Origin of the sequence: Serratia sp. JSRIV001 (assembly GCF_019968745.1) — a bacterium.
Classification (GTDB): Bacteria; Pseudomonadota; Gammaproteobacteria; order Enterobacterales; family Enterobacteriaceae; genus Chania; species Chania fonticola_B.
Genome location: NZ_CP074147.1, coordinates 2,245,770 through 2,268,531, shown reverse-complemented (window position 1 = coordinate 2,268,531; position 22,762 = coordinate 2,245,770). Strand labels below are relative to the sequence as shown.

Sequence of the window (22,762 nt, the reverse complement as noted above, 5' to 3'; positions counted from 1 at the left end):
CTACACCTCCACCTGGCCAAGGAGATAATGATGATGAGTGTGCACATGGCTGATAATGCGGCACATCTCCTCTAGTTCCGGCGGCACTTGCTCAAGCTGGCCGTCGCTATCGATCTGCAGTTGGTAAAGCTTGCCGTCCTGCCGTACGCTGACCTGCGCCCCATCCACCAGGAACCCTGGATTGGTGCTGTTGGCAAAGTCCTGCGGCAGGCTGTAGATCGTTACTTTGTCTTGGTATGGCTTACCCTGCCACGGGCAGAACTGGGCGCAGTTGCCGCATTCATTGCAGTAGGCGTCCAGATGCAGGGTCTGGAAACGATCCTGGAAGCCCGGTATGGCAATCGACACGTTGGCGCGGTTCGGGCAAACGTCGACGCATTTGCTGCACACGTAGTTACATTCCAGGCAGCGCTGGGCCTCTTGGGCCACGAAGGCCTCGCGCTCGGTTTTATCCACCAGCGCTACCGAAATAGCGCCTTTGCGGCGATAGATTTCCGCCGGATCGACGTTCGACCAGTATTTGTCGGCGTGATGGGTTTTGACGTTCTCCCGCGCCAGCACCGTTTCAGCGGCGTTGCGGGCGCTACCGATGGCAGCAACAATGGATGACGGGCCACGCTGCACGTCGCCGATCAAGAAGACGTTCGGCCGGGTAGTTTCGCCGGTGGCGGTGTTGACCTGCGGATAGCCTGCGTCATCCAGCGGTACGCCCAGCTTATGCAGCACTTCCTCGTCAGCCTGCTCGCCAATGGCGGTGATCAAGGTATCCATTTGCAGCGTCAGGGTCTGTTCGGTGGCGACCGGGCGGCGGCGCCCCTTCTCGTCCGGCTCTCCCAGCGCCATCACTCTGGCCGTCAAGGTACCGTTGGCATCAAAGTGTTCCGGATTGGTGAGGAACATAAACTGCACGTTGTCCTCTACCGCCTCCTGATACTCTTCACGGTAGGCTGGCATCTCATTGAGCGTGCGGCGATACAGCACGGTGACGTCCTGCACGCCAGGCGCCTTCAACGCGGCCCTGGCACAGTCCATTGCCGTGTTACCGGCACCGACCACGGCCACGTGTTTGCCCAGGTTCATCGGCTTACCGAGGTTGAAATCGCGCAGGAACGGCAAAGATTTGTGGACGTTGCGGTTATTGCCCGCCAGCTTCACGCCGCTGTTTTTATCGGTGCCGATACCGATAAACACGTAGTCAAAGCCCTGCTGTTGCAGTTTGTCGACGGTCAGATCGGGATCGCAGCCATAAACCATCTTCACGCCGTGGGCGGCCACAAAGTCGATATCGTGCTCGATAAGCTCCGCCGGGATGCGGAACTGTGGAATGATGTTTTTCACCACCCCACCCGCATTCGCCTCACGCTCAAACAGCGTAACCTGATACCCGGCCCGCGCCAGGAAGTACCCGGCTGACAGACCCGCCGGGCCAGCTCCCAAAATGGCAACTGGGCGTTTGCTGCCAGAGCCAGCCGGTTTATGCCAGCGGCGCTGATACTCATCCCAGCCCTTCTCCAACGCCACCTTTTTCAGTTCGCGGATGTTCAGCGCGCTGTCGTAATCAAGACGGGTGCAGTTGTACTGGCACTGGTGATCGCAAATATGCCCGGTAATAGCTGGCAAGGCGTTGCGTTGATAAATCAGCTCCAGCGCATCGGCATAGCGTTGCTCACCCAGCAGCCGGATATATTCCGGGATATCCTGTTTGATGGCGCAGGCGGTGACGCAAGGAGCCACATAGCAGTCAATCATCGGTAATGGGCCACCCGCGTCGATGCGATCCGTTGATTTCCAGTGTTTCTGGGTGTATTCCATGCTGACGGCCTTGTCTGCCAGCACTTGCAGCTTATCGACATCGATGCGCGTCATCTGCCAGCTATCGGAAGCGTCCAGCTCTTGCATGCACTCCGTCAGGCGTAAATAGCCACCGGGCTTGAGCAGGTCGGTGGCCATGGTGATTGGCCGGATGCCGGTGTCAAAAATCTCGCGGACGTTAAACTTGCTTGCCCCGCCGGAATAGGAAATCGGCAGTTCCCCGTTGAACTCGCGGGAGAGAACCGCCGCTACGTTGATGGAAAGCGGGAACAGCGCGCGCCCGGACATATACATCTCTTCACCCGGCAAGGCGCCTTTATGGTTGATCGCCCCCAGGGTATTGGTCAGTTTGACCCCGAAACCCAACTTCTGCTGTTTCCCCAGGGCGGTCAGGCGGTGCAACATCGCGATCGCCTGCTCCAGTTTGAGATCGTGCTCGAAAGATTCTTCTTTCAGCCCGACATAATCAAACCCGCAGCTATCCAGAATGGCACGCACGCGCGGATAACCCAGCAGCGTCGGGTTTAATTTGACAAAGGTATTGAGCCGTTTCTCTGCCAGCATATAGCGGCAGATGGCTTCAATTTCATCTGGCGGACAACCATGCATGGTCGAAAGGGTAATACCGCTGACCAGTTGCGCTGGAATATGCTCTGGCAACTGTGCCAATGCCCCGCGTTGGGCGGATAAGGCGAACTGGCTAATAAAGCCCTCATCCTTAACCCATGCGGCAAGAATATGTTGATACTCGGCATATTTCGGGTGCTGTGCAGAGTCCATCATGTTATGGATAAAGTCCTGCATCGGCGGCTGTTTAATCCCGTCGAGGTTATAACCCACGCTCATATTGAAAATGAAGGATTTACTTTCCCCCTTGGCCCGTGGATCAAACATCTCTTCCAGCAGGTGCAGGGCAAACCAGGCTTTTAAATATTCATCATAGGCTTTGAGCAGCGTGAACTCTGTTGACCATTCGGTGTTGAAGCATTCGTCTTCGGCATCGATACAGGGCTTTTCCAGCTCCAACCTATCGAGGATCTGCACGGTTTTCAATTCGATAAAGCGTCCGCCGGTCAACCAGGAAACGATGATATTCTGCGCCAACTGAGTATGCGGGCCTGCGGCCGGGCCAAGTGGCGTTTCACAACTTTCATTGAAGACGTTAATCCGCCGATCGTCATGTTTGCGATAAAACTGCTTTTCTGGAATACCAAAAATAGACCGGCTCTCATGATATTCATCAAAAATCCGGGTTAACAGCGCCTTGAACGGAACGGGACGCATTAAATCTCCCATAGCTTTATCTCCTTGCGGCGAAATGCCTGAATGATGAGTCTGTAAAAACCTGAGGACGGTTTTCCACAGCGGATAGGCATAACGCAGCAACAATCAGGCCAAATCTCCCTACGGGGTTGGGCAGCAGTTAAATTCGTGAGGTAGTTCTAATTGTTAATTTTATTTGTGAACGGGCTCACTATCGCAACTGAGAATAACAATCAGTGCAGGTAGTCGCTTAATCATCACGGCTACGCTAATAGAATCAATTATCAAAAAAACATCGCCAGCTATCACTTTGATACGGCCAAATAGCACTTCGCTTAAAAACGAGACCGCAATCGATAAAGTATGAATGTTTGCCAAATATCGATTACATCAAGGTTGTTTGCGATTAAATCGGCACTCTATCCTGAAAAAACTGCATATTGGTTATCGGTTAAATCACCGTTATTTACCCCGTTTTCTGACTCACAAAATAGGCTATTTATGACGCCCAGCTTCAGAGAATTATTCAGTGAGGAATATCACCGCCTCGATCGGGGCCAGCCGCTGCTGATCGCCCTGATTGGCGCCGGGGGGAAAACCAGTACCCTGCACTGGCTGGCGCAGGCCTTTTATCACCAGGGCAAACGCGTGCTGTTCACTACCACCACCAAGATGTACTTGCCCAACGCTGCCGACTACCACCACCTATTGATAGGCCAACCGCCCACCGCCAGCAGCACCCCGGCCATTACCGCCTGCTTTAGTCATTATCAGCCGCAGGATAACAAGGTTATCGGGTTAACCCCCGAGCAAATCGACGCAATCAAACAGCATGGATCCTTCGATGTGATCCTGGCCGAGGCGGACGGCTCCCGAGGGTTACCCCTGAAAGCCCCGGCAAGGCATGAACCTTGCATCCCCTCCCGCAGTGATTGTGTTATCGCGCTAACCGGAGGCCAGGTGATCGATCGTCCCGCAGACCCACAGCAAATTCACCGTTGGGCGATTTTCTCCGCGCTGACGGGGGTCGAGGCCGGTGAAATACTGGATCACCGGGTATTCGACACTCTGATCTCGCACCCCGAAGGGATGTTCAAAGGTACGCCCTCTCAGGCGCGGCGGGTCTGGCTGATCAATCAGGTTTCTCATTGTGATAATCAACTGGCAGCCAGGTGGCAAACCCTGCTGCGGCCAGAGCTGACGCTCAGCGCCATCTGGTTTGGCGCAGTGCAGGAGACCCCGGCGATCCACCACCTGATACGGCGCTTAACACGATAATATTTCTGAGGTTATTGACGAGGTCATCATGAATATCTTCGCCGAAGCTGCACGTTTAGAAGAACAAAACCGGCCCTTTGCGCTCGCCCAGATTATCGAAAGCCGTGGATCTACACCGCGCCATTCGGGACAGATGTTGGTGATGGCCGATGGTGGCTGTATTGGCACCATCGGTGGCGGCATGATCGAACGCCTGGTGATTGAACAGGCAATTGCCGCCATTTCGGAGCGCAAGGCCAGGGTGTTTCATGGCCGTATGGCACGAACCGGGCAGGACGCGGTAGGCTCGGACTGCGGAGGCGCGATGTCGGTATATATCGACGTGCATGGTCTACGCCCGCGCCTGATATTGATCGGGGCCGGGCACGTCAACCGCGCCATCGCAAGCGCCGCCAAGCCGTTGGGCTTTGATATTCACGTTGCCGATATCTACCCGGCCAGCCTCGACCCGGCGCTATTTCCGGTGGGCACTACCCTGGTTCATGGCGAGACCTTCTCAGAGGCCATCGACAAGATGAATATTGATCCGGCCAACTTTGTGATCATCGCCACCAACAATCAGGATTGCGAGGCACTCAACGTGCTGATCGAGCAGCCGTTGCGCTATCTGGGATTGCTGGCCAGCCGCCGCAAGGTGCAAACCTTTACCCAACAATTGCGCCAGCGCGGCGTAGATGATGAGAAGCTTGCCAAACTCCATGCCCCGGTCGGCTACAACATCGGCGCAGAAACGCCGGAAGAAATCGCCATTAGCGTGCTGGCTGAACTGCTGCAAGTGCGCAACCAATCTGCTGGCGGGCTGATGAAAAATGACATCCGCTTAACGCGCGACAAACTGGTGGTGATCCGTGGCGCAGGCGATATCGCCACCGGCGTGGCGCTGCGGCTGTATCATGCCGGTTTTCAGGTCATCATGCTGGACATTGCCCAACCGACCGCCATTCGCCGGACGGTGGCATTTGCTCAGGCGATGTTTGACGGCAAAACCTGCGTAGAGGGCGTCACCGCCTGCCTGGCCAACGACGTCAACGAAGCTTTCGACATCATCAACCGTGGCGAGATCCCGCTGCTGGTTGATCCAGAGACCCGCAGCCTGGAGCAGCTCAAACCCCGTTTTCTGGTGGATGCCATCCTGGCCAAGCAAAACCTGGGGACCCATCGCAATATGGCCCCGATTACCGTGGCTCTTGGCCCTGGCTTCAACGCCGGACAGGATTGCGATGCGGTGATCGAAACCAATCGCGGCCATGCGCTGGGGCGGGTGATTTATCAAGGCTACACCCATCCCAATACCGGCATTCCCGGTAATATCGCTGGCCACACCACCCGTCGGGTGATCCGTGCACCCGCCGATGGCATTATGCAATGTCGTGTCGCTTTGGGGGATTTGGTGCAGGAGGGGGATGTGGTGGCCCACTGCGGCGAGGTGCCGGTGATTGCGCCGCTTTCCGGTATGGTACGCGGTTTGCTGCATGATGGGCTAGAGGTCAAAACCGGCACTAAAATCGGTGATATCGATCCGCGCGGTACGCTAGCAGATTACACCACGGTGTCAGATAAGGCGCGGGCCGTCGCCGGGGCGGTGCTTGAAGCCATTATGAAACTTGGCCGCAGATAACGATTGTTGACTCACAAGGGGTGCAGTATGCAGCGCCTCTTGTGAGTCTGGTGTCTGTGATTAATGGCTAATCACCGTACCGGTTTTGCCTTCAATGCCCTGCTGAGCCTTGCTCAAGACCGTGATCAACGCCTGACGCCCTGGCTTGGATTCGGCAAACGCCACCGCCGCTTCTACCTTCGGCAGCATTGAGCCTTTGGCAAAGTGCCCTTCTTCGATAAAGCGCTGGGCATCGGCAATGCTCAACTGCTCCAGCCATTGCTCATTCGGTTTGCCAAAGTTGATCGCCACCTTTTCCACTGCGGTGAGGATGATCAGCATATCGGCATCGATCATCTCTGCCAGTTTGGCACTGGCCCAGTCTTTGTCGATCACCGCGCTGGCTCCCCGCAGATGGTTACCTTCGCGGATCACCGCAATACCCCCGCCTCCCGCGGTGATCACCACCTGCCCGGCCTCCATCATGGCGCGTACCGTTTCTTTCTCAACGATGTCGATCGGCTTGGGCGAGGCAACAACCCGGCGGTAGCCACGGCCCGCATCCTCTACCATGTTGTAACCATTCTTGGTCAGTTGGCTGGCTTCGGCCTTGGTAAAGAACGAACCAATCGGCTTGGTGGGATTGAGAAACGCCGGATCGCTGCCGTTGACGATCACCTGAGTGATCAGCGTGGCTACCGGTTTGACGATATTGCGATCGAGCAACTCTTCACGCAGGGCGTTTTGCAGGTCGTAACCTATATATCCCTGGCTCAACGCGACGCACACCGACATCGGCAGCATCGGCGTATGGGCTTCACTTTTTGCCGCCGCCTCAAACGCCAGGTTGATCATGCCCACCTGCGGGCCATTGCCGTGGGTGACCACTACCTGGTGACCGTGCTCGATTAAATCGACAATCGCCCGCGCGGTGGTTTTGACCGCCTGCATCTGTTCCGCCAGGCCCTCACCCAATGCGTTACCGCCCAATGCCAGCACTATTTTCTTGTTCATGTTGATCCTTGTTGTTTAGTGAGGTGTTACCCCATTTTTGCCGCGATCTGGGCATTGAAAGGCCGACGACGCAAGAACTGCCCGTACCCTTGCCGCCCGGTAAATTCGCCATTACGCGCCACGACCTCGCCCCGGCACATCGTCAGCACCGGCAAGCCCTGGCACTGAAAACCTTCATAAGGGGAATAGTCCGCCTTGTCATGAAGCCGAGCATGGCTGATAGCCGTGGATTGGCGCGGATCAAAGATCACCACGTCAGCATCTGCACCGGGGTTTAGATTGCCTTTACGCGGCCACAGGCCGAACAACCGCGCCGGGTTGCTGCTGGTGAGCGCCACAAAGCGTGAAGGGGAAATCCGCCCGCTCATCACTCCGTGAGAGAACAGCAGCATCATGCGATTCTCGACCCCAGGCAGGCCGTTCGGGCAGCGGGTAAAGTCCCCTGCCGCCATTGCCTGCCGTTGGTGGTAAGGGAAAGTACAGTGATCGGTAGCGACGGTATCGATCGAACCGTCGGCAATGCCCACCCATAGGCGATCCAATTCCCGTTGGTCACGCAGCGGCGGGCTGAGGATGTATTTCGCCCCATCTTCACGCAGGTAACATTGTTCGTTGAGCAGCAGATACTGCGGGCAGGTTTCTACCCACACCGGTTGGCGCTGTTGGCGTGCCAGACGTAAATAATCCAGCCCCAGCCCATTGGATAAATGGACGATATACAGCGGCGCGTTGTCTGCCAGATGGGCCAGATTGATCATCCGGCCAATTGCTTCAGCCTCACATTCCAACGGGCGACTTAATGCGTGGTGGATCGGTGCTGTTTTACCTGCGGCCACTAGATCAGCGCGGCGCAGAGCAATCGCGGCATCGTTTTCTGGGTGAACGGTAGTCAATGCCCCAACCTGCCGCAACTGCCTCAAGGCTCGCAGCACGTCGGTATCATTGATCTTGTAGAGATAGGTCAGATACAGCTTAAAGCTGCTGATCCCTTCGTCATGCACCATGCTGGCCATCTCTTCGAGAATGCCGTCGTCAATATGCTGGATCACGCCGTGAAAGCCGTAATCGATCGCCGCATTGCTGGCCGCATACTGGTGGTAGACGTTGAGCTGATGATGGAGATTGCAGCCCGCCGGACCAAATCCCATATGATCGATAATGGTGGTAGTGCCGCCACAGGCCGCCGCGCGGGTGCCGCTGAAAAAATCGTCGCAGCTGCGGGCGATGCCGACATCAATATTGAAATGGGTATGGACATCGATGCCGCCGGGCATGACATAACAGCCGGAAGCATCAATCACCTCACAATGGCTATCAACTTCGATCGCCGTGTCGCGCTGGCAGATCACCCCGTTTTCAATCAACAAATCCTGAGGATACTGCCCGTCGCTATCAACCAGAATGCCGTTCTTAATCAACTGCTTCATTGCTGGCACTCCATAAAAAAAGCCGGCGGAGGGTGCCGGGTATTTAACCGTGTGATGCTTGCTGGATAAGGTGCTATTTGGGCTTCTCACCCTCTCCCGCTGGGAGAGGGTGAGGGGTCGCTTATTTCTGCAACTCTCCCAGGTAAGCCAAAGGCACCGCGGCATACATAGCCGCGCAGGTCACCAGATGGTCTTTCCAGGTTTTCTCGTTCGGCGCGTGGGCTTCAGGCTCCTTGCCCGGACCGAAACCGATCACCGGAATACCGTGGCGCCCCATGATGGAAACCCCGTTGGTTGAGAAGGTCCACTTATCCACCACCGGCTGCTTCTTGAACAGGCCCTGATAGGCCTTGCTCAGGGTTTTCACCGTGATGTGATCTTCTTCGACCTTCCAGGTTGGGAAGTAGCATTCGGTTGGGTACACCAGACCGGTGTAGGACGGACGGCTATAGTCATACATCGACACGACTGCCTTGGCGGCCTGTACCGCTGGTAACGCACGGATCTCGTCCAACGCCCCCTCCCAGGTTTCGCCCCAGGTCAGGCGGCGGTCGATAGATACCGCACAGCTGTCTGCTACCGCGCAGCGGCTAGGTGAGGTAAAGAAAATCTCTGAAACGGTGAGTGTGCCTTTGCCCAGGAAATCGTCATTGCCCAAGTTGCCGGACAGCTGTTGCAATTCGTTGAGGATTGGGCCCATTTTGAAAATGGCGTTGTCGCCACGCTCCGGCGCCGAGCCGTGGCAGCTGATGCCTTGCACATCCACGCGGATTTCCATACGACCACGCTGGCCGCGGTAGATCTGACAGTCGGTCGGTTCGGTGCTGATCACAAACTCTGGGCGGATGTTGGATTGCTCAATAATGTACTGCCAGCACAGGCCATCGCAGTCTTCTTCCTGCACGGTGCCGGTCACCAGCAGCGTATACTGATCTTCCAGCCCCAGATCCTTGATGATTTTGCCCGCGTAGACCATGGAAGCCATGCCACCTTCCTGATCCGATGCGCCACGGCCACCGATGATCTCGTCGTTTTCCATGCCCTGATACGGGTCAAAGGTCCAGTTCTTGATGTTGCCAATGCCGACGGTATCAATATGCGCGTCCATCGCAATCAGGTGTGGGCCGTGGCCAATATAGCCCAGGATGTTGCCCATCGGGTCAATCTCGACCTTGTCGAACCCGACCTTCTCCATCTCTTTCTTGATACACAGCACCACCAGCTTCTCGTCACAGCTTTCACTCGGGATGGCGATCATGTCCCGCAGGAAGCGCGTCATCTCATCTTTGTATTGGTAGGCTTTCTCTAACACCAATTCGAAAGGAATTTGCTTTGCCATTGTGTTCTTTCTCCAATTTTTTATAACCCCTCGCTGCTGCGAGAGGTTGAGTAATCTGACGGCGGTGGTTAAACCGGAAGCTTCCCTTCCCACACCACTTCGCGATAGTGCTTCACGTCGGTATCGCCTTCGGAGCTGATTAACAGCACTACCGACTGGCTATTCAGACCGAGTTTTTGCATCAGCTGCGCACGTTGCGGGCTGTGATGTACCGCAGCCAACACGCCCAACCCGACGGCACCAGACTCGCCGGAGATAATTCGCGGATCGTTACCCAACGGATTACCCAACACCCGCATCCCTAACGCCGCCACGCTGTCCTGGCAGGAAATAAATTGCGTGGCGCAGTTACGCAGCAACGGCCAGCCCAAGGGGTTAGGTTCACCACAAGCCAGACCGGCCATGATGGTGGCCATATCGCCGCCCACGTTGACGATTTCCCCTTTTACCCCGGAGCGATAAACGCAGTCGGCCAGCTCGGGTTCGACAATCACCGAATGCAGCTTATCCGCACCAAACACGTCTACCAGATAGCCCAGCACGCCCGCGGCCATCGCGCCGACACCGGCCTGTAACAGCACATGGGTTGGCCGCTCGATCTGCATCTGCCGCATCTGTTCGGCCGCTTCGTCTGCCAGCGTGGCGTAACCCTGCATGATCCAGGTTGGGATCTTGGTGTAGCCTTCCCAGGCGGTGTCCTGCACCACTTGCCAGCCACGTTCCTGGGCCGTTTTCATGGTCAGGCGCACGGTATCGTCGTAGTTCATATCGGTGACGATGCACTCGGCACCCAGGTTGAGAATGTGATCCACCCTCTCCTGCGCCGAGCCTTTAGGCATATACACCACCGCATGCTGGCCTAGCTGTTGCGCCGCCCAGGCAACCCCCCTGCCATGGTTGCCGTCGGTGGTGGTGGCGAAGGTCATCTTCTCGGTCGCCATGGCTTTGAACTTTTCAAAAGAAAACGCATTGATATCAATCTGGTACTTTTCACACAGCAGCTGGGCAATGGCGTAAGCACCGCCGAGCATCTTGAAGGCGTTTAAGCCAAATCGTTTGGATTCGTCTTTGACCAGGATTTTCCGCACGCCAAATAGCTGAGCGAGATCGTCCAACGCGCATAACGGCGTTGGCTGATAACCCGCAATCTTTTTATGAAACTCGCGCGCTTTCTGCGCTTGCGCCTTAGAGAACAGAGGGGAGGTTTCGCCGTTAAAATAACGGTTATCCTCTATCGCCACTTTCAATGAAAAAACCGACATAACCGCTACCTCTTCTGGTCGCATTAACTTTCACCGCGCAGGGACACCGCCCGGTATCCCTGACCAGGTAAATTTATTTAATGCGTTTTTCTGCTTCTTTCAGTAATTGATCCAACACCAGACCCGGGTTGGAGAATTTGCGCGCCATGATCATCGCCGCGATGATATAAGGCTTCCAGCTGGCTTCCTTATAGGTGGCAATACGGTACTTCTCGAATACGCTGGCACAGACTTCCCCTTCACTGCAGGAGACATCGGTGATGTCCGCTGGCAGGCAGTGCATATAGAGCGCTTCGCCGCCTTTGGTCAGCTTCATCATCTCTTCGGTGCAGTGCCAGTTTTTGTAGTAGGCGTTTTGCGCCAGGCACTGTTGCTCCAGCGCCTTGAGGCCCGCGTGATCGTTGGCACGCAACAGATCGGTACGCTGCTCCATGACCTTGTACGGCGCCCAGGATTTCGGATAAACGATGTCCGCGCCCTGGAAGGCTTCGGCCATCGAGGTCACCTGCTGGAAGCTGCCGCCGGAAGCAGCGGCGTTGTTCTTCGCCACCTCGATCACGTCTGGGATCAGGTCGTAACCTTCCGGATGGGCCAGCGTCACCTTCATGCCAAAACGGGTCATCAAACCAATGATGCCCTGCGGCACCGACAGCGGTTTGCCATAGCTGGGCGAATAGGCCCAGGTCATGGCGATCTTCTTGCCTTTCAGGTTTTCCAGGCTGCCGAAGTGCTCCTGCAACCAGGCCAGATCCGCCATGGCCTGGGTGGGGTGATCGATATCACACTGCAAGTTGACCAGTGCTGGGCGCTGTGGCAGCACACCCTTCTCAAATCCTTCATCCAGCGCGGCCCCCACCTCACGCATATAGGCGTTGCCTGCCCCCAGATACATGTCGTCACGGATACCGATGGCATCCGCGCAGAAGGAGATCATATTGGCCGTTTCACGCACCGTTTCCCCGTGGGCGATCTGCGATTTACCTTCATCCAGATCTTGCTGCGCCAACCCCAGCAGGTTGAGCGCCGAGGCATAAGAAAAACGGGTACGCGTGGAGTTATCACGGAAGATGGAGATGCCTAAGCCACTGTTGAAAATCTTGGTGGCAATGTTTTCTGAGCGCATGGTTTTCAGCGATTCCGCCAGCTTGAGCACCAGTTCCAGCTCGTCACGGCTCTGTTCCCACGTCAGTAAAAAGTCCTTTTGATGTAAATTGGACTTTAACGCGCTTATTTCCTTAATTAACTGGTTAACTGTTCTCATCTTTGCCCCTAAATAGAGAGTGTGGTGGTGATCCGTTAAAACAAGTGCCTAACCTTGGAATAACCAATACGCTTTTTCAGCGTCTGGCTACAGGACAATCAATAAGCGTGCCAACAAGGGAAAAGTTAAGCTGCGTAACATAAAACTGCGGAGTATTATGATGGCGATCACATAAAATGGGGTTTTCTGGGCGGTTAACGTGAAATTTACAGTCAGGGTGTTACTGGCAAGGGATAATTCCCTACGGCGTAAATCTGCCATTTATAATTATCAGCCTTTCTCGCAACCCAAAATGATAGCAATTAGCGCGCAGTATCATTTTGATAATAAAATGTGATGCTAACAGCAGAATCTCTATTCTCTGTGGGATTAGCTTGATGACTATCAAATTATAGCTGACCGTAGTGTATTATCGTTTCTTTTTCAATGACGATAGCGGGAGACGCGTGATGATAGCACCGGCCACTGCCCAGTCGGCTCTTATGCAGATCCAACCGACAATTTTGCGCTTTACCAAAATGCTCTCCAGCGTGTTGCTGCTGGAGGTAGAGATTGTCGATGCCAACCTGGTACGCGTGGCAGGCACAGGCCCGTATGGCAAACAATTTGGCATCAAGCTCGGCAGCAACTCCTGGTTGTTGAAATATGTGCTTGATACCAAAAACGAAAAAATAGTCACCCACTCCCGTTACGACCCGGTGTGCGAAGGCTGCACCAGCAAAGATGAGTGCCAGGAAAAGGCCTTCCTCGGCATTCCTATCCTGTTCCAGGATGCCTGCATCGGCGTGATCAGCCTGGTGGCCTTCACCCTCGAACAGCAGCAAAGGTTACGGGATAACCTGCAAGAGTTCTCGGGCTACGTGCGCAATATTTCCAACGTTTTCGTTTCCAACTTATTGGAGACGCAAGGCGGCAGCAGTGGCTTAAATAAAGTGCTTTTCAGCCTGATTGAAAATATGGATCAGGGGGTGTTAATACTCAATGAAAAGAGCCAGGTGAAGTTCGCCAATATGATGGCCTTAAAACAGCTCAATATGCCGCAGGAAAATATTATCGGCAAAACATTTACTATTCGCGCCCTCACCTTCCAGCAAAATTACACCAGTGGACATCTGCAACATATTCTCTCCTTCGACGATAACCAGGAGATTATGATTGGCCAGCTGCATCAGGTTCAGGATCATCAATTATTTTTAATGGCCTTCCATCAATCCCATTCCTCATTTAACGAAACGCTGACCCTGCAAGACCCGCGCATTGAGCAGTTGGCAGGGGAAAGCAAACCGATGCGTCTGCTGAAGAGCTTAATCACCCGTATTGCCCCCAGCCCCTCCAGCGTATTGGTGGTTGGCGAAAGCGGCACCGGCAAAGAGGTGGTGGCGCGGGCGATCCACCGGCTGAGCAACCGCAGCAATAAACCCTTTATCGCCATTAACTGCGCCGCCATTCCGGATCAGCTGTTGGAGAGTGAACTGTTTGGTTACCTGAAGGGCGCATTTACCGGCGCTTCGGCCAATGGCAAGGTGGGGCTGATCCAGGCGGCCAATCAGGGAACGCTATTCCTGGATGAGATCGGTGATATGCCGTTAATGTTGCAGGCCAAGCTGCTGCGCACGGTGGAATCCCGTGAAGTGTTGCCGATCGGCTCCAGCAAGCCGATCCCGGTCGATATCCGCATTATCTCCGCCACCAACCAGAATCTCGAACAGTACATCGCCGAAGGCAAGTTCCGTGAAGACCTCTATTACCGCCTGAACGTTATCCCCATCACCCTGCCACCGCTGCGTGAGCGCGAAGGCGATATCGAACTGCTGGTGCACTACTTCCTCAGTTTGCACACCAAGCGGATCGGCATTATCTACCCCGGCATCTCGGCAGAGGTACTCGAGCTGCTACGCCGACACCGCTGGCCAGGCAACGTGCGTGAACTGAGTAATTTGATGGAGTATCTGGTTAACGTGGTGCCGAGCGGTGAGATCATCGATACCTATCTGCTGCCGCCCAATCTGACTCGTGGGCAACATCTGGAGGCTCGCGCCAGCGTATCTACGTATAAGGCCACAGAGAGTTGCGAAAACCACGATATGGCGGGGCTGGAGAGTATGGAGAAGCTGATGATTGAGGAGGCGCTGAGCCAACATGCGAACAAGAAGGTGGTGGCGGAGAAGCTGGGGATTGGCATCGCGACGCTGTATCGCAAGATAAAGAAGTATGAGCTGTCTTCTCATTGAGGGGGGAGATTAATCGTGTGCCGGGCTGGCGCGTTTAGCTGGCTAGCCCAAGACTGTCCTTGTTCCTGCTATCAATATCTCTTTTCAAGGCGTATAGCGCTCTTATATCAATCTGCGAAATGCATCGCATTATTCTTGCTTCAAAGAACCTCAATTTACATATGAAAAAAACTGGACCCAATAAAACTACATATTGTAGTATTTACATCACATCGTAGTAAAATGTTCGGTATGTTATGGTTGTCTTGTGACATTCAGGAACCAAGACGACTATGGCGATCAGTAGCGAAGAACGTGATTTTTTCATTGCGTTGGGAAAACGCATTACCAGACTGCGCAAAGAACGCACCATTACTCAGACCGAATTGGCTGAGCAGTTGGGCGTTTCTCAACAGACAGTGCAAGCATGGGAGGCTGGCCGCCGTCGCATCAAGGTGTCTTCACTCCCAGACGTAGCAAACATTTTTTCGGTTTCGCTAGAGGAATTGTTTGGAGCAACGGCGGAGTCTTCCCTCCACGAGAGTGTCCCGACTCCGAAGTGGCAGCAGCAGATAGAAGCGATTGCTAATTTGCCGCAGGAAAAACAGCAGATAATTTCAGAGATGTTAAGCGCAATGATTGCACAGGCGCGTAACTAACTGATAAGTAACGCGGCGATAACGGGTTGCAGCCCACTATCGCCGCTCACCACAAGCAACTAAGCAGGAGTTGATTATGGCTAAGAGCGATTCTAAGTCAGGCACCACTGTAAATAAAGCACCCAAGACAACACGCCATTACACCGTGGGCTATTCACCCAACCGAGGCATCAAGAAGCCCGCGCCACAGCTGCTTATCAAGGGCTATTGGCTGGAACAACACGGCTTTTTAACCGGACAGCCGGTGACGGTTAATATTGAACAAGGAAGATTGATTATCCAAGCGGAGGGCAATGTATGAACGGAACACATATTTTACAGGCAACCACGGGCGGAGTTATTCCTGAGCTGATTATTGATGGCGAGGAGATTACCAAGGCGGGATTTGTGGCGGGGACTGTATTTAAGATAGAACCGTACCAAGACGGGCTGGTAATAACATTGATTTCTGATGAGGGGGAGATTGAGCGGTTATTATTTGAGGTAGACGCTCATCCCCATATTGGTGCGGACTGGATACGGGATAACGGTGAGCTGTATCTGGCAGGAGACTGGCTGACACAGTGTGGCCTGACCGGGCAACCACTGGCGATCAGCGTAATGCCCGGCAAGGTGGTTATTCAGACTCAGTAAAGTAATATTTAATTATGACAGTAACCAAAAGCAAAGCCGTTTATCCGGCTTTGCTTTCTTTACTAACTTTGTGGTAAATCATTTGGAGCCCAAACAGACCTGCTCCACTTTATTTTATTCTTATCCAAAAAACCCTTGATCTTACACTCGAACTCATATGTGAAAAAATCGTCATTAGTTATAATAAACTCAATGACATGGTTGTCATCGCACAACATTTCATCAAGGCGATCGATTCGATCAATCACTCGCACATCATAATCAGTCAGTTTAGCTTTTGCTATATCACGCCCCTTATCATCCTTGTAAGGAAGAGATATACCGAACGCCTGTTCTAGCTTCAAAATCAACTCACTGAACGGAACATCTTCCTCTAATACAAAGATCAACCATCGCTTGGTATTCAACATATTCTTAGCACCCCGACTTCCCAAGTCTTCTCTGAACATCACCTTTTCGGGCCATTCCATCTAGCTCATGCGTATAAAAAATCCTAAAGCCAAAAGGTTCCTTTCTTAAACCTGGAATAGCTTGTCTTAACTTCGCATCGATAGATGCTTCTATTGACTTCATACCATCTAACAGAGCTGCATCGCGTCGCCTGTTCGTAAATTTACTATTACTTGCCAAGTAATCCGATTTAATAAACCCATCCACATCAAAGTCTTTTAGATTAATAGGTCTAGCAAGAGTCGGATCATGGGATTTACTTATTCCGCTTGCGGCACTACCTCGGTATCCAACAGTTGCGTTTGGATCTATTTTCTGTATCGCAGGGAGATGCTCTAGCAGGATCGCATCTATTTGCTGTTGGATACTACTTAAGCTGCTAAGTCCTAGCGGATCGATCCACCCCAGCGGGTTCGGCGCGTACCGGTATAAATTCAGCCCCCCCATTAGCCCTATCGGGTCAGGCTGCGTAAACCGGCTGACCTCTGGGTCGTACTACCTATTCGGATTGTAATCGGTCATAGATTTTACATCGTAGTTCATATGCTACCGCCATACTGTGATAGTCTTTATCTGTACAAAATTATTTTAAATCAATTGGTAATCTTAATATAGATTATTGAGATTCAAGAATATCTTAAGATCAACGCGATGCTCGACCAAGCGAGCATTAGAGTTCAATAGAGCCATAATCAGCGTAATACCCTGCAAGGTGATGATTCAGGTTAAGCAGGGTAATATACTAGCGTAGCAACAGGATAATATATAGGCACTGCAATCAATAAAAATATTTAGCTGGGATAGCTTAATCCCCCTCCCAGCTTTAAATATATTAAAAATTAGAACTAGTTTCCTTTTAATATAATTTCACTTCTGTAATCCATTCCATTTCTGATCCAAAACATTTCATGATCTGGAAGTGTACCATTTTTACAAAAGTCCACTAACTCACCGCCCCATCCATCTGGAACATATTGTTCGTAATGTATACTCTCTACATATTCAGAATACAGCCTCCTAGAATCAAAATCAATGAATAGATCTGGAAGCAAATCGTATATATCCCACCATGTGGTTTCTAAAGAAAGACGCTTATAAAATTCATTAGCTATATCTTCCTTATCAAAAAGATATCCATCATTCCTTAAAAGATGAATAAAACCACCCACATTAGTTTCATCTACTATGGCTATATCATACCTTTCCTTATGATCATCAAGGTTAACGCTTTCTATTCCATGCTTTATAAAATCACTAATCCACTTTATTCTATCCAACACCCACATTTCTTTAAAAGCAGCAAACCAGTAAAATTCCCCTTTATTTTTTATTATAACAAGAGCGTCTTCATCTTTATTAATATTCATATACCACCTCAAAACTATTTAATCGCCCCAGAACCAGGTATGGCAACCTCTTCCAGCCACTCCGCCCATATCGGAGGCAATTCATAAGATCGGCCGGGCGTTGTCGGATCAACTCGTTTTGGCGCCAATCCTCCTTGGTTCAATGGGTTAGTACGATAACCAGCCTGTGGTATAGCGCTCTCTTCGATAAAATCCGCCATCCACTTTGGTACTTTGAAACTAACTACTTGCGCACCACCACCTCTTATATCAAGGAAATGTTGGGCATGGGAACTATCTCCAAGGCTGATATTTAATGTTCCACGCTGAATTTTAGGACTGTTAGCAGCATTCAAAGTTATTCTGTTACGGCTAGCATTCGGTGGAATTCCCCCCTGAACCCTGAATACTGACTCAGTCGTACTACCACAACTCAACCCCAGTGGATCGATCCAAGAGAGAGGATTCTGGGCATACTGGTAAAGATTCAGCCCACCTTTTAGCCCTATCGGGTCAGGTTGGGTGAAACGCCCCATCGCCGGATCATAGTACCTGAACGTGTTGTAATGCAGCCCCGTTTCTCTGTCAAGGTATTGGCCCTGTAATTTCAGGTTCTGTGGCACTACCGCGTATTGCTTATTCTCCTCCTTGAGCGCTTCCCCCCACAGGCTGGCATGCCCACGCCAGACGATCCTACCCGCTTCATCGGTGAGTTCTTCCGGCATTCCGTTCAGATGGTTATGGTAGTAATACACATCCACTGAATGGTGCGTCTTCTCTGTCTCCACATCTTTATAGTGGAACGTGTCGATCCTAGCCAACGGTTCATAGCTAAAGTTGTTATAGGTATACAGGACGTTGTTTTTCGGTTTGTCACTGGTGTGCTCGCCACTGAGCACCATCCCATTCCAGTAGAACGTCGTAATTTCTGGTTCAGAGACCGGAGTATTTTCTATGGCTCGACGATGCAGGACCTTGTGCGTCCGACGTCCCAATGCGTCATAGCGATATTCCGCATGGGTAAGGTCGGGATGATTATCGAACCGCACACCTACCAGGCGATGCTCACTGTTGTAATCGAAGTGCTGCCTTATCCGCTTGCGTTCGTTGATGCGCACAGCAAGGCGGCCAAAGGCATCATAGCGATAAGTATACCCCTCGAACTTCATGACCCGGTTATGAACCACCATCGGTGACGTACGATCCAGGAGGTTAGCCGCTGCGTCATACAGATAATCGGCAGAGTCATAGCCTTTCGCTTTTCCGACGATCTGGCCTACCGGATCGTAGTGATATTGCTCATCCTCACGTGGCCCATACTGGAACGGCCGATCGCTATTCCCGTAATTAACAATCCGTTCGACCAAATTGTCGCGGGCATCATAGCCATAACGCTTATCGATAACCGGAGCAAAGACGGTGGCACGGGCACCCAGGCGAGTGATATTCGCCACAATACGACCACTAGCGTCATACTCCGTCTGCTGCTGGAGATCGCCCTGGGTACGACGAACCTCCCGGTGGAGTCGGTCACGATCGTACTCAGCTAGCACCCAGGTCTGGTCATCCTCAACCAGATTCGTTTGCTGCAAGTGTCCACTACCGTAATAGAGATGACGTAGCGCGCGGCCATCCGGTAGCACCGTGCTTAACAGATTACCCAAAGGATCATAGTGATGCTGATACTGACCGCCATGATTCTTCTCGCCGGTAAGTTGCCCCTGATTGTCGTAGCTAAACACCAGCGAATCCATGGCATCAGGTTCACGCTGTTCAACAGCGGCCTGCGCCCATTCGGCTCGGGTAAAACGAGTGATCGTGAGCCCCAACTTTTCGTAACGGTATTCTGTACGACTGTCATGGGTCATCTTGACGCGTAGCCGACCAATAGCATCGCGTTCAAAGTGAGTAAAGATAGGCGAATACCGTAACGCAACCGCTTCACTGTCCGGGAAATGTGCCAGCGCAACCAACTCGCTTAACGCGTTATACTGGTATTGCTTGCATTGGCCACTCAAATCATATTCGGCCGTTAAGCGGTGCAGCGCATCATACTCAAACCGATATGCCTCCCCCTTTTCATTCGACAAACGGATCAGTCGACCTAGAGTATCGTACTGGAAACGTACACTCTGCTGTTTGGGATCCCAACGTTCGGTCACCTGTCCACGACGGTTACGGGCAAAACGGGTAATATCCCCCGCCGGGCTGATGACTTTTTCCAATTGCCCTGAAGAGTCATACTCGAATTGAGGTTCGCGCCCATCTGGCAGTTTCTGCTTCTCCAACAATCCGCCAGCGGTAAAATGATACTGGGTTGCAGCCCCACTTGCGTCGGTAATACGCTGCAACCGTCCCCACTCGTCATATTCCACACGCGTCATGTAGCCGGAGCAATCCGTTTGGCGGATCACCTGCCCGCGTGAGTTGTACACGTAGTGATTTTCGTTACCCTTGGCATCCACCAGACGTATCAGGTTACCCAAGTCATCGTAATCATAACGGGTGATCTGTTCGGCAGGGTCAATGGTAGAGATCAGATCGCCACGTGCGCCATATTGGTAATACCAGGCGCCACCGTTAGGCAATATTCGCGAACGAGGGAAAGCAAAATCCTCATCCCACTCGGTGAAGAGCTTTTCATTTTCAGGGTTGATACTGGCAGTGAGGTTGCCACGGTCATCATAGTCAAAACGGTAAATACCGCCTTGCGGGTCCGTCGCGGAACGCAATTGTCGCTTTTCATTCCATTCAAACTGCCAGCAGTGACCATAAACATCGGTATACTCGGTGATCTGGTGCTGAACGTCCCAGCGCCGTATGCTTGTTCCGACTCCGGTTTGATTGACGCGCAAAGTCCGTTGCGGCAAATCATATTCCAGTTGATAGGCTTCCAGGCACTGCTCACCATCCATTAGCCAGTGCTCTGCAATATAACCCTGCTGTTCAGGGTCGCCCTCATCCCGAAGCTCGTCCGGTACAGTCAACCATTGCCAGCGGTATCTCGCCTGTAATCCGGTAACGAACTGGTGCATGATCATCAGATGGTGTTCAAGATCATAGGCAAAACGACGGGTAATTCGGCCATCCGCATCCTGAACGGTCACTAATTCTCCGGCGTCATTGTAGCCATATTCCACCAGAACACGTTCGTTATGCTCATCGCTCTGCTGGCAGACTTTATGTAATCGCTGCGGATGATCTGGGTGATAAAGGAGCTGAACCGATACCGCCTGCACCTCGTCATAAATATGCGTCAGTTGCCCATCTGGATTATAGCGATAGGTCAGGCTGTTCTCATGGCGATCGAGGGATTTTGCCAGTCGCAGCCGGTTGATATGATGAGGATCGGCTTCAAACAGTTGATAATCACCGTCAGGGGTTTCACGCAGGAAGATGTTATTGAGGCTGCGGTACATCCGGAAGCCTTCATCAACATAATAGAACGTGCTACCCAGCGCCATGATCCCCAGCGGCAGATCACGTCCAGAACGGTCGGTATAGATAACCTCCTCTTCACCCGGAAAACGGGTCGAAGGTTCCAGGCGTAGTGAAACCTCAAACGGCAGCGACCAGCCACGTCCCAAAATACTCGAGTTCGCATTACGGCTGTTATAAATGCGTTGCCAATACAGCGGATATTGCCCTTGTAGTACGAAGTCACGATCTTCTTCGCCGTACAAAACCTTGGCTCCAGTGGCCGCATTCACCGGGTTCGAGACAGCGGAGGCCGCCTGACCAAGCGCGCCCCCCAAAGTACTGCTCACTCCAACGCCGATCGCCGATCCAATCGCCTCCGATGCGAGGGTACAACCTACTTTCTTAAGGCAATTGCGCAGCCCTCCACTGAGCAATGCACGTAATCCCCCGGCCAGCAGGCCCACCCCGGCAGAGCCAATAATCTGCCCTAGAAAATCTGCTATCGGGTTTTTGCCGCTTCTGATATCACGCACTACCACACTACCACCGCCAATACGCACCCGTGGCGCACCGTGGGTATGTTGGATCACGGCTTCACAAGTACTGCGATCACCATTACGGCTGGCGGGTTGGCTGTTGATAAGAACTTTTTTTGACCCTTCCGCCAGATATAATGGCCCGCCAAAGGCATGCCATTTGGTGCATACAATCAGGTCTTGATCTTTGGGGGTTGCTGCAGGATCTTTGGCGGCGGCCACCGGGGCTACAATGCCATCCCAAACTCCCTCCCAAAACCCTTTTTTGGGTTCTCCATTATCGGGTGGCGGCGGCGCAGTGGGTTCCGCTTTATTCTCGCTGAACAGAGACTTAGCCATTGACCCCGCAGCCATTAACATCCCTGGTGGCGTCAACATAAACGCTTTTTTCGCCACGCCTTCGGCGATCGCCAATGCTTTGTTTTTCGGTGGATTCTGCCGTTCGTCTTCTATCAGAGCGTAAAGACGTTCATGCGGAATGCTCCCTGCGGCACGGGCCGCTGGCAGGCTTTTGGTCTTTACGTTTGGCGAGCCGGTCGTAATGGTCGCATCCAGTGAGGTCCCCCCAAAGAATTCACCAATGCCGTCAGAAACGGCATCAATCGCCTCCCCCAAGACAAACCCACCGGCAACGCCCGCTGCCAGCCCGACCGCCAGCGCAGCACCTCCCGTCGCCGCCGTCGCCGCCACCGCGGCTAAACCAATGGCGGTATAAATGGCCCCTTTGACGACGCCACTAATAACATCAGCCAAAAACGAAGTATGCGCTAATGTGTCATCTTTTTTTGCTGCCAGAAAATCCCCAGCCATGATGCTATCCTTTGCAAATCAGTGAAGAACGAGGCTATCGATAATTCCCTGCCAATGGGCAAAATCAGCTTTAGAAAAAGCCCTGGGTTGTGAATAGGCCATCACCAATAGTCGGCCTTGCGCTTCGGTGAATAGCAGGCACTGGTACATCCGCTGCCCCTTCTGATCGAACTCACAGTGCGCCTGGTAGGACTGGCGTTGTTCGTCAGGGCTGTTGACCGTGACCTTTTTCCGCTCATCCAGCAAAAAGTTTTTCATGGCGTGTTTCAATTGCGCCATCTGCTGGTCGTAATATCCTTCCAGCGATTGCCCTTCCATCAGACAGGCACGAGTAACCACTAATGCAGCCTGTAGTTCCTTGAATTTTATTATGTTAATGCTTTCATCTTCGAAGCCATTTGTCAGGCTAAAACAACCTTCCTGGATCTGATATTTCATTTTTCGT

General features: G+C 52.7%; 16 protein-coding genes and 1 pseudogene. 6 read left to right on the top strand and 11 right to left on the bottom strand.

All coding sequences use genetic code 11. From position 1 onward, the window contains the following. Positions 1 to 3,108 (bottom strand): putative selenate reductase subunit YgfK, encoded by a 3,108-nt coding sequence (ygfK, locus tag KGP17_RS10230; RefSeq protein WP_223499254.1) that lies wholly within the window; start codon positions 3,106 to 3,108, stop codon positions 1 to 3. 468 nt (positions 3,109 to 3,576) lie between these two features. Between ygfK and yqeC the strand changes: the two genes are divergently transcribed. Then, on the top strand, positions 3,577 to 4,353 hold the full coding sequence (gene yqeC, locus KGP17_RS10225; RefSeq protein ID WP_223499253.1) for a selenium cofactor biosynthesis protein YqeC: 777 nt from the start codon (positions 3,577 to 3,579) through the stop codon (positions 4,351 to 4,353). Between the two features lie 28 nt (positions 4,354 to 4,381). Beyond that, positions 4,382 to 5,971: a selenium-dependent molybdenum cofactor biosynthesis protein YqeB gene (gene yqeB / locus KGP17_RS10220; protein WP_223499252.1), complete on the top strand. Its 1,590-nt coding sequence runs from the start codon at positions 4,382 to 4,384 to the stop codon at positions 5,969 to 5,971. A 60-nt stretch (positions 5,972 to 6,031) separates the two neighbouring features. Here yqeB and arcC read toward each other — a convergent pair whose 3' ends face one another. The 5 genes from arcC to ygeW all read right to left on the bottom strand — a co-directional run bounded on the left by arcC (position 6,032) and on the right by ygeW (position 12,253). Further along, positions 6,032 to 6,964 (bottom strand): carbamate kinase, encoded by a 933-nt coding sequence (arcC, locus tag KGP17_RS10215; protein ID WP_021804803.1) that lies wholly within the window; start codon positions 6,962 to 6,964, stop codon positions 6,032 to 6,034. A gap of 26 nt (positions 6,965 to 6,990) precedes the next feature. Continuing rightward, positions 6,991 to 8,391 carry a dihydropyrimidinase gene (gene hydA / locus KGP17_RS10210; protein ID WP_223499251.1) on the bottom strand — a complete coding sequence of 467 codons (1,401 nt, stop codon included), beginning with the start codon at positions 8,389 to 8,391 and terminating at the stop codon, positions 6,991 to 6,993. 121 nt (positions 8,392 to 8,512) lie between these two features. Next, on the bottom strand, positions 8,513 to 9,730 hold the full coding sequence (locus KGP17_RS10205) for a YgeY family selenium metabolism-linked hydrolase (protein WP_223499250.1): 1,218 nt from the start codon (positions 9,728 to 9,730) through the stop codon (positions 8,513 to 8,515). A 68-nt stretch (positions 9,731 to 9,798) separates the two neighbouring features. Beyond that, complete coding sequence (gene dpaL / locus KGP17_RS10200; RefSeq protein WP_223499249.1) at positions 9,799 to 10,992, bottom strand: diaminopropionate ammonia-lyase; 1,194 nt, start codon at positions 10,990 to 10,992, stop codon at positions 9,799 to 9,801. A 73-nt stretch (positions 10,993 to 11,065) separates the two neighbouring features. Further along, positions 11,066 to 12,253 carry a knotted carbamoyltransferase YgeW gene (ygeW, locus tag KGP17_RS10195; RefSeq protein ID WP_021804807.1) on the bottom strand — a complete coding sequence of 396 codons (1,188 nt, stop codon included), beginning with the start codon at positions 12,251 to 12,253 and terminating at the stop codon, positions 11,066 to 11,068. 452 nt (positions 12,254 to 12,705) lie between these two features. Here ygeW and KGP17_RS10190 point away from each other — a divergent pair, with 452 nt between their 5' ends. The 4 genes from KGP17_RS10190 (at position 12,706) to KGP17_RS10175 (ending at position 15,755) form a co-directional block, all read left to right on the top strand. Beyond that, entirely contained in the window at positions 12,706 to 14,484 is a 1,779-nt protein-coding gene (locus KGP17_RS10190) for a sigma-54-dependent Fis family transcriptional regulator (RefSeq protein ID WP_223499631.1), read from the top strand. A gap of 272 nt (positions 14,485 to 14,756) precedes the next feature. Beyond that, positions 14,757 to 15,122, top strand: a complete 366-nt coding sequence (locus tag KGP17_RS10185; protein ID WP_223499248.1) for a helix-turn-helix domain-containing protein — start codon at positions 14,757 to 14,759, stop codon at positions 15,120 to 15,122. Positions 15,123 to 15,198: 76 nt separating this feature from the next. Continuing rightward, the gene (locus KGP17_RS10180) at positions 15,199 to 15,423 is read left to right on the top strand and encodes a SymE family type I addiction module toxin (protein ID WP_223499247.1); all 225 of its coding nucleotides are present in this window, start codon (positions 15,199 to 15,201) and stop codon (positions 15,421 to 15,423) included. Beyond that, positions 15,420 to 15,755, top strand: a complete 336-nt coding sequence (locus KGP17_RS10175; RefSeq protein WP_021804810.1) for a SymE family type I addiction module toxin — start codon at positions 15,420 to 15,422, stop codon at positions 15,753 to 15,755. Before KGP17_RS10180 ends, KGP17_RS10175 begins: the two co-directional genes overlap by 4 nt. A gap of 62 nt (positions 15,756 to 15,817) precedes the next feature. Here KGP17_RS10175 and KGP17_RS10170 read toward each other — a convergent pair whose 3' ends face one another. The 5 genes and pseudogenes from KGP17_RS10170 to KGP17_RS10150 all read right to left on the bottom strand — a co-directional run bounded on the left by KGP17_RS10170 (position 15,818) and on the right by KGP17_RS10150 (position 22,755). Next, the gene (locus tag KGP17_RS10170; protein WP_037375168.1) at positions 15,818 to 16,165 is read right to left on the bottom strand and encodes a hypothetical protein; all 348 of its coding nucleotides are present in this window, start codon (positions 16,163 to 16,165) and stop codon (positions 15,818 to 15,820) included. A gap of 4 nt (positions 16,166 to 16,169) precedes the next feature. Then, positions 16,170 to 16,700 (bottom strand): annotated as a pseudogene (locus tag KGP17_RS10165) (RHS repeat-associated core domain-containing protein); the annotation flags it as partial. Between the two features lie 350 nt (positions 16,701 to 17,050). Next, on the bottom strand, positions 17,051 to 17,572 hold the full coding sequence (locus tag KGP17_RS10160; RefSeq protein ID WP_037374974.1) for a hypothetical protein: 522 nt from the start codon (positions 17,570 to 17,572) through the stop codon (positions 17,051 to 17,053). 14 nt (positions 17,573 to 17,586) lie between these two features. Then, positions 17,587 to 22,317, bottom strand: a complete 4,731-nt coding sequence (locus tag KGP17_RS10155) for an RHS repeat-associated core domain-containing protein (protein WP_223499246.1) — start codon at positions 22,315 to 22,317, stop codon at positions 17,587 to 17,589. A gap of 18 nt (positions 22,318 to 22,335) precedes the next feature. Continuing rightward, positions 22,336 to 22,755, bottom strand: a complete 420-nt coding sequence (locus KGP17_RS10150; protein WP_021804814.1) for a DcrB-related protein — start codon at positions 22,753 to 22,755, stop codon at positions 22,336 to 22,338. Between the last annotated feature and the right edge of the window lie 7 nt (positions 22,756 to 22,762).

Excerpts from the sequence above, each read along its gene's own strand:
- ygfK (WP_223499254.1), bottom strand. The coding sequence starts at position 3,108 with ATGGGAGATTTAATGCGTCCCGTTCCGTTCAAGGCGCTGTTAACCCGG.
- yqeC (WP_223499253.1), top strand. The coding sequence starts at position 3,577 with ATGACGCCCAGCTTCAGAGAATTATTCAGTGAGGAATATCACCGCCTC.
- yqeB (WP_223499252.1), top strand. The coding sequence starts at position 4,382 with ATGAATATCTTCGCCGAAGCTGCACGTTTAGAAGAACAAAACCGGCCC.
- arcC (WP_021804803.1), bottom strand. The coding sequence starts at position 6,964 with ATGAACAAGAAAATAGTGCTGGCATTGGGCGGTAACGCATTGGGTGAG.
- hydA (WP_223499251.1), bottom strand. The coding sequence starts at position 8,391 with ATGAAGCAGTTGATTAAGAACGGCATTCTGGTTGATAGCGACGGGCAG.
- KGP17_RS10205 (WP_223499250.1), bottom strand. The coding sequence starts at position 9,730 with ATGGCAAAGCAAATTCCTTTCGAATTGGTGTTAGAGAAAGCCTACCAA.
- dpaL (WP_223499249.1), bottom strand. The coding sequence starts at position 10,992 with ATGTCGGTTTTTTCATTGAAAGTGGCGATAGAGGATAACCGTTATTTT.
- ygeW (WP_021804807.1), bottom strand. The coding sequence starts at position 12,253 with ATGAGAACAGTTAACCAGTTAATTAAGGAAATAAGCGCGTTAAAGTCC.
- KGP17_RS10185 (WP_223499248.1), top strand. The coding sequence starts at position 14,757 with ATGGCGATCAGTAGCGAAGAACGTGATTTTTTCATTGCGTTGGGAAAA.
- KGP17_RS10180 (WP_223499247.1), top strand. The coding sequence starts at position 15,199 with ATGGCTAAGAGCGATTCTAAGTCAGGCACCACTGTAAATAAAGCACCC.
- KGP17_RS10175 (WP_021804810.1), top strand. The coding sequence starts at position 15,420 with ATGAACGGAACACATATTTTACAGGCAACCACGGGCGGAGTTATTCCT.
- KGP17_RS10170 (WP_037375168.1), bottom strand. The coding sequence starts at position 16,165 with ATGTTGAATACCAAGCGATGGTTGATCTTTGTATTAGAGGAAGATGTT.
- KGP17_RS10160 (WP_037374974.1), bottom strand. The coding sequence starts at position 17,572 with ATGAATATTAATAAAGATGAAGACGCTCTTGTTATAATAAAAAATAAA.
- KGP17_RS10155 (WP_223499246.1), bottom strand. The coding sequence starts at position 22,317 with ATGGCTGGGGATTTTCTGGCAGCAAAAAAAGATGACACATTAGCGCAT.
- KGP17_RS10150 (WP_021804814.1), bottom strand. The coding sequence starts at position 22,755 with ATGAAATATCAGATCCAGGAAGGTTGTTTTAGCCTGACAAATGGCTTC.